At 65.8% G+C, this 6,641-nt stretch carries 8 protein-coding genes; 3 read left to right on the forward strand and 5 right to left on the reverse strand.

Going from position 1 to position 6,641, the window contains the following annotated elements; all coding sequences use genetic code 11:
* The coding region (locus JNN06_RS07495; protein ID WP_291238979.1) for an AAA family ATPase at positions 1-620 on the reverse strand (620 nt) is incomplete at its 3' end.
* Between the two features lie 101 nt (positions 621-721).
* Between JNN06_RS07495 and JNN06_RS07500 the strand changes: the two genes are divergently transcribed.
* A complete protein-coding gene (locus tag JNN06_RS07500; protein ID WP_291238973.1) occupies positions 722-2,467 on the forward strand; it encodes an alpha/beta fold hydrolase in 1,746 nt (581 codons plus the stop codon).
* 201 nt (positions 2,468-2,668) lie between these two features.
* On the opposite strand, the gene JNN06_RS07505 is transcribed toward JNN06_RS07500, so the two are convergent.
* The 3 genes from JNN06_RS07505 to JNN06_RS07515 form a co-directional block, all read right to left on the reverse strand.
* On the reverse strand, positions 2,669-2,854 hold the full coding sequence (locus JNN06_RS07505; RefSeq protein ID WP_291238974.1) for a hypothetical protein: 186 nt from the start codon (positions 2,852-2,854) through the stop codon (positions 2,669-2,671).
* Positions 2,855-3,019: 165 nt separating this feature from the next.
* Positions 3,020-4,312 (reverse strand): crotonyl-CoA carboxylase/reductase, encoded by a 1,293-nt coding sequence (gene ccrA, locus JNN06_RS07510; RefSeq protein ID WP_291238975.1) that lies wholly within the window; start codon positions 4,310-4,312, stop codon positions 3,020-3,022.
* Positions 4,313-4,500: 188 nt separating this feature from the next.
* Positions 4,501-5,022, reverse strand: coding sequence for an alkylphosphonate utilization protein (locus JNN06_RS07515; RefSeq protein ID WP_291238976.1), 522 nt, complete (start codon positions 5,020-5,022; stop codon positions 4,501-4,503).
* 236 nt (positions 5,023-5,258) lie between these two features.
* Here JNN06_RS07515 and JNN06_RS07520 point away from each other — a divergent pair, with 236 nt between their 5' ends.
* The gene (locus JNN06_RS07520; protein ID WP_146286306.1) at positions 5,259-5,465 is read left to right on the forward strand and encodes a cold-shock protein; all 207 of its coding nucleotides are present in this window, start codon (positions 5,259-5,261) and stop codon (positions 5,463-5,465) included.
* Between the two features lie 118 nt (positions 5,466-5,583).
* Here the strand turns inward: JNN06_RS07520 and JNN06_RS07525 are convergent, their stop codons facing one another.
* The gene (locus JNN06_RS07525; protein ID WP_291238977.1) at positions 5,584-6,021 is read right to left on the reverse strand and encodes a hypothetical protein; all 438 of its coding nucleotides are present in this window, start codon (positions 6,019-6,021) and stop codon (positions 5,584-5,586) included.
* Positions 6,022-6,155: 134 nt separating this feature from the next.
* On the opposite strand from JNN06_RS07525, the gene JNN06_RS07530 reads away from it, so the two are divergent.
* Positions 6,156-6,641: alpha/beta hydrolase fold domain-containing protein (locus tag JNN06_RS07530; RefSeq protein ID WP_291238978.1), on the forward strand; the 486-nt coding region annotated here is incomplete at its 3' end.

Consider the following 6,641-nt stretch of genomic DNA (forward strand, 5'->3'; position numbering starts at 1 on the left):
AGATCGTCAAACTGGCGGTCATCCAGCATCGAGCTTTCGTCGATGAAACCAATGTCCAGCGGCTCCTCGCGCCGCTTCCAGCCCTGAATGAAATCGCTGCCGCGCAGGCCCGCCGCCGCCAAGGCACCGGGCACCGAGGCATTGGTTTCGTAAAAGGCCTTCGCCCGGTCCAGCGCCAGTTCGGTCAGCCCCTCGACCTCTGGCCGCGTGCCATTGCCGGTCAGCCAATCGGCGATCTTTTCATATTGCGGGTCATAGACCGGGGTATAGAGAATGCGGTGGATGGTGGTTGCGGGCACGCCGCGCGTGCGCAAGACCGAGGCTGCCTTGTTGGTGGGCGCCAGAATCGCCAGGGTGCGGCGATCCTTGCGGGGCTTGCCCTCGTAATCGCCCGAGATGATCTCGACCCCTGCCCCCTGCAACGCCTTGTAAAGCTGCGCAAGCAACATGGTCTTGCCAGAACCGGCCTTGCCCATCACGCCCAGAACCGTGCTTTTGCCCTCGGTCGCCGGGGTCAGGCTGCCCTCCAACAGGTCAACACCCATGCCGCGCAGCTGTTCGGCCACGCGGTCCCAGGCTTCGGCCTGATCATCAGAGAAGGTAAGGGCCGGGGCCTGCATGCGGCGCAGCATAGCGCCGGGGTGCGGGAATGGCGAGACCCGGATGGACAGCGGGCCGCAAGACACTTGCCCGGTTGCTGCATTTGCGAGAGGCTGCCGCCATGACAGAACGTCCCGCGAAACCCGACTCGATCCGCTTTGCGGAACCGGAGCAGCGCGCCGAGATCGTGGATCGGCTCTATGAGGTTGCGCTTGACCCGATCCGGCTGGAGGATCTGCTGGAGGTCTGGGAGCAGCGCATTTCGGGGCTGCGGGTCGGACCCACCGAAAACGCGGTGCCGCTGGACGACCCCGAGATCGACGCCCATGTCACCCGCGCCCGGGTGTTTCTGGACCGTTACGAGGCCACGCGCGAGGTGACAGGCTATCGCGTGACGCTGGACGAGATCCCGCGCGCCGCCGCTTTCGTCTCGGATGGCGGGGCGCGTGTCACCGCCTGCAACCGCGCGGCGGCGCGGGCTTTTGGCCTGCGCGAGGGCGGGCCGCTGACCGATCTGCCCTTTGATCCCGGCGATCTGGCCTTGCTGCAAGGGGTGATGCGCAAGGTGGCGGGCGGGCGGGCCGAACAGGTCACCACGCTGCGCATCCGCTCCGAGCGGACGGGCGGCCCGGTCATCCTGCGCGTCTCGGCGCTGGAGGAGAAGGGGCTGGCGCTGGTGCTGTCGACCGAGCTGTTCTGGCCCGAGGATTTCGGCCAGACCGTGCAAGAGGCCTTTGGCCTGACCGCCGCCGAGGTGGAGATCGTGCGCGGCATCACGCTGGGCCTGCCGCTGAAAGAGATCGCCGAGCAGCGGGGCCGCTCGATCGAGACGGTGCGCACGCAGGCGCGCTCCATCCTCGCCAAGACCGAGACGCACAGCCAGTCAGAGCTGGTGCGGGTGGTGCTGGGCCTGATGGATGTGGCGCTGATCCCCAGCGGCGGCGCCGAGCCGATGGCCACCACCGGCACCCTGCCCCCGCTGGAGTTCCAGCAGGCCCGGGGCCCGCAGGGGCGGCGGCTGGATTTCATCGAGTTCGGCGATCCGCGCGGGCGGCCGGTGCTGTTCATGCATCTGGATTACGGGCTGATCCGCTGGCCCGCCGAGGCCGAGCGCGCGGCGCGGCGGCGCGGCCTGCGGGTCATCGTGCCGGTGCGGGCGGGCTATGGCCGCAGCGCGCCGCATGCCACGGGCCCCGATCACATTCAGGGCTGCGCCGAGGATTATGCGGCGGTGCTGGATCATCTGGGGATCGCGACAGCCGCCGTGATCTGTCTTGGCGCCGACCTGCGCTTTGCGCTGGCCTTGCAGGTGGCGCGCCCTGCGCTGGTGAGCGGCATTCTGGGCTGTGCCGCCCAGTTGCCGCTGCGCAGCGCCGCGCAATATGACCGGATGGACAAGTGGCAGCGCTTCATTCTGGCAAATGCCCGCTATGCCCCCAAGGTGCTGCCTTTCCTCGTGCAGGCCGGGTTCAGCCTTGCACGCAAGCTGGGCAAGGAGAAATTCTTTGCCCAGGTCAATGGCGGCTCGCCCGCCGATATGGAGACCTTCGCCGATCCCGTCGTGCGCGCGGCGGTGATGGCCGGGTCGGAGGTCTGTCTGGGCGAGAAGCTCTCGGCGCATGAGGCCTTTACCCGCGAATGCATCAGCTCGGAACGCGACTGGTCGGGGCTGATCCATGCGGCGGCGGGGCCGGTCTTGCTGTTGCAGGGCGATCAAGACCCGCAAACTCCGGTGCAGACCATCCGCGAGCTGATGGGCGATTACCCGGAATTGCAGGTGGAGTTCCTGCCGCAGACCGGGCAATTGCTGTTTTTCAAGGAATGGCGGCTGGTGCTGGACCGGCTGACCGCCCTGCTGCCGCACTGAAACCCGGCGCCATACCGCAGGCAGGGTATGCGGCGCCCGACGCGGCGTGGCAGGATGGCGGCATGACCTGATCCTTTTCGATCCTGACATTTCCCGACTGAAGACGGGCGGCAGGGCACGGGCGGCATGTCTGGGGCCTGCCGCCCGTGCCAGTGCCCGCCTATGCCCGTTCCCGCCCGAGCCCGGTTGCAGGCTCTCCGCTCAATTCGGGCGGCTATGCCCCGAGATCGGCAGGCCGGAGGGCCCGAACCCCTCTGCGCGCGCGGTCACCTCGGCCTCGGCCACTTTCAGCGTCGTGTCAATCTGGGCGGCCAGCGCTTGCAAGTCATTCGCCAATGCAAAACTGCGCAGATCCTCCAGCACTTCAAATATCCAGTCATGGGGCATGCGCTGCAACCTCACCGATTGTTGGCAAAACGGAAACAACCCTTCCGTTCACCGTGACAGTTTCGGCAGAATGATCAACAGACGTCACCAAAGCCCTAACACAAAACAGGAAAACGCCGCCCCGATGACTGCGGGGCGGCGTTGGAAGGCTGCGTCGGGGCAAGATCAGCCGCGCGGGCCAGCCTCCAGCGCATCCTCGAAGGTGCGCAGACCCGTGCGCGGCGCCTGCACCAGCACGGCCATATTGCCGGGCTTGTGCTGATTGCGCAGCATCAGCGTGTGCGATTTGGGGATCTCGGCCCAGGGGAAGACCTCGGACATGCAGGGGTCCAGACGGCGCTCGCACATCAGGGCATTGGCGGCGGCGGCCTGCTTCAGATGGGCGAAATGGCTGCCTTGCAGGCGCTTCTGGTGCATCCACATATAGCGCACGTCAAAGGTGCAGTTGAAGCCGCTGGTGCCGGCGCAGATCACCACCATGCCGCCCTTCTTGCAAACCAGGGTCGAAACCGGGAAGGTGGCCTCGCCGGGGTGTTCAAACACCATATCGACGTTCACGCCCTTGCCGGTGATGTCCCAGATGGCCTTGCCGAACTTGCGGGCCTCTTTCAGCCAGTCATTGTATTCCTGGCTGTTCACCTTGGGCAATTGACCCCAGCACTTGAAGTCATTGCGGTTGATGACGCCCTTGGCGCCCAGCGACAGCACGAAATCGCGCTTGGTCTCGTCGGAGATCACGCCGATGGCATTGGCACCCGCCGCCGCCGCCAGCTGGATGGCATAGGAGCCAAGCCCGCCCGAGGCGCCCCAGACCAGCACATTCTGGCCCGGTTTCAGGTCATGCGGCGCATGGCCGAACAGCATGCGATAGGCGGTGGCGAGGGTCAGCGTATAGCAGGCGCTTTCCTCCCAGGTCAGATGGCGGGGGCGCGGCATCAGCTGCTGGGCCTGCACGCGGGTGAACTGGGCAAAGGAGCCGTCATGCGTCTCATAGCCCCAGATGCGCTGCGTGGGCGAGAACATCGGGTCGCCGCCATTGCACTCTTCATCGTCGCCATCGTCCTGGTTGCAATGCACCACGACCTCATCGCCGACCTTCCAGCGCTTCACCTTGTCACCCACCGCCCAGACGATGCCCGAGGCATCGGACCCCGCGATGTGATAGGGCTGCTTGTGGCCATCAAAGGGCGAGATCGGCACGCCGAGCCCGGCCCAGACGCCGTTGTAATTGACGCCCGCCGCCATCACGAGAACCAGCACCTCATGGCTGTCGATCTCCCAGGTGGGCACGACCTCCAGCTGCATCGCCTGTTCGGGCTCGCCATGACGCTCGCGGCGGATCGCCCAAGCATACATGTTTTTCGGCACATGGCCGAGCGGCGGCATCTCGCCGATTTCATAAAGGTCTTTGATGGGCGCGTCATAAGGCGCGATCGCGGGCTGAGTGTCCAGGGCCATGGGGCGCTCCTATCCGTGTAAGGCCTGCAAGCAGGCTGCCATTCATGCCGCGCCGCAGAATCGGCGCGGGTCATGACGGTAGAGATACATTCGGCACGCAACATTGCAACTGAAATTGCTGCAACTTTGTAATTTTATGTCCGCCGCGTCGCAGCGTCACCGCAATTGGCGCCGCAACGCGGCAGGTTTCAGCGCTTTTTCACGAACTCGGTCAGGATCACGATGCGCTGCCCCTCCACACGGCCCTCGATATGGGCGGCGTTATCGGCAACCAGGCTGATGCCGCGCACCGCCGTGCCGCGCTTGGCGGTGAAGCCCGCGCCCTTCACCGGCAGATCCTTGATGAGGGTCACCGTGTCGCCATTGGCCAGCAGCGCGCCATGGCTGTCGCGATGCTCGACCGCCGCGGGCGCATGGGCCCAGGCCTCGGCCTCGGGCGCCAGCATCATCGCCGCCCGCGCCTCTTGCGCCCAAGGCGATGGACGCCTGCCCAGGCTGGCCCAGACGGCGAATTGCACCACCGGCTCGGGCGACCAGGCCGCCCCCTCCAGACAGCGGAAGTGGTCGTCGGGCGCATCGGTCTCGCCCCGGCAATCGGCGCAAAGCAGCACGGCCCCGGCGGGCGCGAAGTCCACCGCCTCCAACCCCTGCCCCGCCCCGCAAAACTCGCATTTGCCCTCGGCGCGGGCGATCAGCTCTGCCTGTGTCATGGTCTTTCCTTTTGGTTACAAAGCGGTCCTACGCCCCGGCTCCGCCCGCGTCCATGCGGCACATCCGGGCATGTGCAGCGATTTCCCTTGTTTTTCGTGGCGCTGCCCCCCATATGTATCAAGCGACGTTATCACTACTCGACCCCTGTCTCCGATCTCCGGCCACAGCTCGACTGCGCTGACGATGCCGTGCCGCCGCAATCTCGCGGGTGGCAGATCAAACAGGAGTATGCACGATGGCCAAGGGCACCGTGAAATGGTTCAACGCCACCAAAGGCTTCGGCTTCATCGCCCCGGAAGGCGGCAAGAAGGACGTGTTCGTCCACATCACCGCGCTGGAGCGCGCCGGCATCCGCTCGCTGGCTGACGGTCAAGCCGTGACCTTCGACATCGAAGCTGGCCGTGACGGCCGCGAATCGGCCACCAACCTGTCGCTGGCTTGATCTCAAGCCGCGATTTCGGGTGACCGGAATGACGAAAGCGGGCCTCGCGGCCCGCTTTTTTTTGGCGCATTAGACTGATCGGGAAATGCGATCAGTCTACACTGATCGCCACAGCAGATCAGGCAGCCTGCCAGATCATCCGCTCGCGCAGCGCATGTTCAAAGCCCACCCGCATCGACACCGCCGACAAGGGCGAGCGCAGCAGGATCGGCGCACCGCGATCCTCGGGGAAACTTTGCTCGCTCACCTCGGTGGAAATCAGGATCACCGGCGCCGTGCAGTTGGAGCCGCGCAGCAGGGCATGGGCCTTGTGCCCGGCCTCCAGCCCGCCCAGCTCGTCGCACAGCATGATGAACAGGCCATAGCCGGCCGGATCATCCATCATGGCGCCCAATCCGGCATAAAGCTCGTCCTGATGATCGACCAGCCCGCCAAATCCTGAAACCCGCCGCATCACACTTTCGGTGCCCGTGGCGCGCGGGTCCGATACCATCAAAACACGCACACCCCAGCCCACCAGCTCTGCTTCGTGACTGTCTGCCCGAAAGATTTGCATGTCCGTCTCCTGCTCGACGACGATATTTCCAAAGGGTTAACGCAAGAATTTGTCGGGAATGTGGGCCAGACGCGGCGTTTTGATGCGAGGCCGGGGCAGGATTGTGGCAGGTTTGCTGAAAATCAGGGGGCAGAATGCCGGATTACCGCCAGATCATCGACAAACCGACATGGGGTTTCATCCGCGCCACAGAGGCCCATTTCCCCCCCGATGCGGTGGGGCTGAGCCTAGCCGACCAGCGCGCGGTTTATGACCGGATGTGCGCAGCCTTCCGCGCGCCGCGCCCGGAGGGGCTGACGGTGACAGATCTGGCGCTGGCGGCTTTGCCCTGCCGCGCCTATGGGGCCGGGCCGGTAACGGTGCTTTATGCGCATGGCGGCGGGTTTGTGGTCGGCGGGCTGGAAAGCCACGACGATGTCTGCGCCGAACTTGCCGTGGCGGCGGGCGCGCGGGTGGTCAGCGTGGATTACCGTCTGGCCCCCGAACATCCCCACCCCGCCGCCTATGAGGATGTGCTGGCCGTGGCGCGCGCCTTGCCCGGCCCGCTGGTGCTGGCCGGCGATTCGGCGGGCGGCACGCTGGCGGCCTCGGTGGCCCATGCACTGCGGGGGCGCGCCGAT

Source organism: Gemmobacter sp. (assembly GCF_016792925.1).
Lineage (GTDB): Bacteria > Pseudomonadota > Alphaproteobacteria > Rhodobacterales > Rhodobacteraceae > Gemmobacter.